This window comes from Streptomyces sp. NPDC002537, from assembly GCF_053594975.1.
Window position 1 is genome coordinate 1 of sequence record NZ_JBSFWT010000186.1, and the last position, 2655, is coordinate 2655.

General features: G+C 68.9%; 1 protein-coding gene and 2 pseudogenes. 1 reads left to right on the plus strand and 2 read right to left on the minus strand.

Features of this window, described 5'->3' with window-relative positions:
• Window positions 1-125: 125 nt before the first annotated feature.
• Window positions 126-821, minus strand: a pseudogene (locus ACWD4A_RS35250) (IS701 family transposase); the annotation flags it as partial.
• Window positions 822-823: 2 nt separating this feature from the next.
• Window positions 824-1250, minus strand: a pseudogene (locus ACWD4A_RS35255) (transposase); the annotation flags it as partial.
• A gap of 575 nt (window positions 1251-1825) precedes the next feature.
• Here ACWD4A_RS35255 and ACWD4A_RS35260 point away from each other — a divergent pair.
• On the plus strand, window positions 1826-2596 hold the full coding sequence (locus ACWD4A_RS35260; protein WP_451200552.1) for a hypothetical protein: 771 nt from the start codon (window positions 1826-1828) through the stop codon (window positions 2594-2596).
• The last annotated feature ends 59 nt before the right edge of the window (window positions 2597-2655 follow it).

Below are 2655 nucleotides of genomic sequence, written 5' to 3' on the forward strand. Positions count from 1 at the left end.
GCACGCGCCAAACCCTGGATCTGGGGCAGACCAGCCCCACCCACGCGCATCCTCAGGCGCCGTTTTGAGTACCGCCTTTGAGGAATCGAGCACTACCGGTAGTTCGTTAATTCCGGCGGTAGAGGTCAAGAGGTCTGCCAGTGGTGACCGCGTCGAGCAGGGCTTGGAGCTCGGTGGGTGGGTCCTTGTCCGTCCAGGCCTGCCACCAGCGGTGGAGGGTGGTGGCAGGGGTGAGCCAGGCGCGGACGGCGCGTAAGGCCCTGGGCCAGCAAGGCGGCTGGGGCTGGTGGGGTGTGGCCGGCCCCCCTCTCTGGCCCGTCGTCGGGGCACGGATCCGGTGCGGTGGCATCCAGGGGTCCGGGGGGTGCGAACCACCGGTCCCAGCAGAAGGAGAACGCGCAGTTGACCAGGGTCTGGTGGCGTTTGATGGCGCGGGCGGAGCGGACCTGGAAGTCGGCCCAGCCGAGTTCGTCCTTGATCTGTTTGTAGCTCTGCTCGATCCAGGGCCGCAGCCCGTAGAGGCGGACGATCTCGGCGAGGCCGGTCGGCGGGTGCGGGGAGGTGGCGGCGTGCGGGGCGTCGGGGTGGGGGAGGTTGGTGGCCAGGTACCAGGTGGCGTTCTCCGGCAGCCTGCCCGGATCGGTGGTGGCCACGACCAGGCGGCACGGACTGTTCGGGCCGTAGCCGCTCAGGCGGGCGTCGGCGGTCCATCAGGTCTCGGTGTGTCCGTCGCGGAAGTGGCGCTCGATCGGCATCCAGTCGCCCGGATGGTCGGGGCCGGTGCCGGCCAGGGTACGGGCGGCGTCGACCGGGGTGTGCGGCGAGCGACGATCTCCCCGGAGGTCAGCCCCTTCGCGGTGAGCGAGAGGACCATCTCCTCCAGGCCGCCGGTCCGCCGCGCGTACTTGGGCAGCACGCCGGAGCTGAAGGTGCCCAGCCGGTCCCTGGGGACCTGCACCGTCACGGTGCCGACCTCCGTTATGACCTTCCTGGACCGGTAGCCGTTGCGGGCGTTGCCCCCGGAGCGCGAGCCCCGGCCAGCCGCCGGTGCGGCCGGCCTCCTCTGCCAGGTGCCGGTCCATCTCCGCCTCGACGGCGACCTGCATCAGGTGCCGGGTCAGCTCGACCAGCAGGCCCCCCTCACCGATCAGCCGAAGCCCGTCGGCACGGACCTTGTCGGCGGCCAGGTCGGCCAGCTCGTCCAGCAGCTGCGGACTCAGCCCGTGCGCGGCCGCCGCCTCACGGCTCAGAGTTGTTGCTTTCGATGCCGCACCGGCACCGTCAACGCCCCCGTCCAGCACCGCAACCGACACGCCGTCAGCGTCCTCGATCAGGCGACCGCTCTCCGTGTCCATCAGGGATCCCTTCTGAGTACGGGTGTTCACGAGTGGTGCTGACCAGCAGGTATCTAAGGCAGCTGAAGATCGCTTCCCACATTGGCGGTGATCGTTTCCCGGATACACTCTGCGGATGCCGCTGAACCGCTTGGACATGGTTGACGAAGACAAGGTCCTTGGCCTTGCCGGTTCTGGTGTACGAGTGTTCCCGGTGCCTGGTGCTGTGGTGGCTCTCGGCGCGTCGGGCACGGCCGTCATCGCGGACGCCGGTGATGGCGCCACCGTCAGCGGGGTGTGGAACGACGAGGGGTTCCGGCTGATCGGTCCCGTTCCTGAGCCCGTCAGGGCACGGCTCATGGGGCCCATGTCCTTCACCACCCGCCTGGCGGACATCCCGGAGCTGCCCGTTCACCTCGCGGTCCGGAGCGACGGCCGCTGTCTCTACCTCGGCGTCATCCGGGTCGGCAGGTGTGAGGAGAGCGACGGTGATGGGCTGCGACCTGTGGATCGACCCGCCTCTGAGCCGCGAGACGCTCGCTGTGGTCCGGCCGCCCGGCGCCACGCCCCTCCTGCCCGGACTGGAATGGCTGGAGCTGGTCGAGTATGATCCGCGGCAGGCCTTGGAGGTTTTCGTCACCGGCTGGTACCCGGAGGCCGATCCGGCGCCCCCCGCCCGTACGGTCCCCGCCTTCGTTCCTCCCGCGCTGGCCGACTTCTACCGCCTTGCCGAGAGGCGCCCGGCCATCCTCGGGAAGCAGAACGCCATCGAACCGCTGGCAGCACTTACGCCCGGCGGCTGTGAAGGGCGCCTGGTCTTCGCCGTCGAGAACCAGGGCGGCTGGGACTGGTCGCTGCCCTGGCAGCCCAACGCCGCGGACACCGACCCGGCTGTCGTACTCACCAGGGACGGTGCTTCCACACCTGAACAGGAGCCCTTGAGCCGGTTCCTCCTGCAGTTCTCGCTCCACGAAGCGGCCGTCACCGCTCCGTACCAAGCAGACGTGCGGGGGGCTCTGTTGGAAAACGTGTGGGAAATGATCGGGCTCTCAGTGCTGTTGGATATCGGACAGACTGGCGCCATGCCTGGAGGAAGACGTCGATCGAGAACGCCGGCCGAGTACGTCGTTGCCGGTGCATGGCCGGAGGCGGAGCTGGAACCGCACAGCGGAGCCCGGCGGATCCAGCTCCTGGCCCATCGTCTGAGTGACGTGATGCGGATCCGGTCACTGAGCCCTTTCAGGGTTGCCGCTCCAGGGTGAGGACTGCTCTGGCGATTGCCGACATTCGATTTGGGCTGCACCGAGCTTTGCGGAAGATG

Bases quoted from the DNA above. Each gene is read 5' to 3' on its own strand.
- ACWD4A_RS35260 (WP_451200552.1), top strand. From the start codon at position 1,826: ATGGGCTGCGACCTGTGGATCGACCCGCCTCTGAGCCGCGAGACGCTC.